This is a genomic window from Mesorhizobium sp. M5C.F.Ca.ET.164.01.1.1, assembly GCF_004792125.1.
Classification (GTDB): domain Bacteria; phylum Pseudomonadota; class Alphaproteobacteria; order Rhizobiales; family Rhizobiaceae; genus Mesorhizobium; species Mesorhizobium wenxiniae.
In genome coordinates, this window is record NZ_SRTG01000166.1 from 1 (window position 1) to 394 (window position 394).

2 protein-coding genes are annotated in these 394 nt (G+C 64.0%); one reads left to right on the forward strand and one right to left on the reverse strand.

Annotated elements, in window-relative coordinates; genetic code table 11:
• A partial coding sequence (gene ruvX / locus EN807_RS32945; protein ID WP_135937969.1) for a Holliday junction resolvase RuvX occupies positions 1-296 on the forward strand: 296 nt, incomplete at its 5' end.
• On the opposite strand, the gene EN807_RS37185 is transcribed toward ruvX, so the two are convergent.
• Positions 214-394, reverse strand: a 181-nt coding sequence (locus EN807_RS37185; protein ID WP_246684510.1) for a DUF6105 family protein, incomplete at its 5' end; no start/stop codon positions are given. The two genes, ruvX and EN807_RS37185, sit on opposite strands and share 83 nt — an antisense overlap.

Below are 394 nucleotides of genomic sequence, written 5' to 3' on the forward strand. Positions count from 1 at the left end.
TGGCAATCGGGCTGCCGATCAACATGGACGGCTCGGAGGGACCGCGCGCGCAGAAATCGCGTGCTTTCGTGCGCAACATGGCGCAACTGAGCGACTTGCCCTTCGTGCTCTGGGATGAGAGGCTATCGACCGTCGCGGCCGAACGGACGCTGATCGAGATGGACTTTTCACGCGCCAAGCGCGCGGGAAAGATCGATTCGGCGGCGGCCGCCTTTATTCTGCAGGGAGTACTGGACCGGCTTCAGTCGCTCGGTCCAGACGCTCTTGCGGAACCGGATTTCCCCAGCGAGTCCTGACCCAGGCGGCGATGTTGCGGCGGCGTCGGAACGCCCACAGCGCCATCAGCAGGAAGCTGTCGAAAACGCAGGCCTTGGCCACCATGCCGGGAATGAGC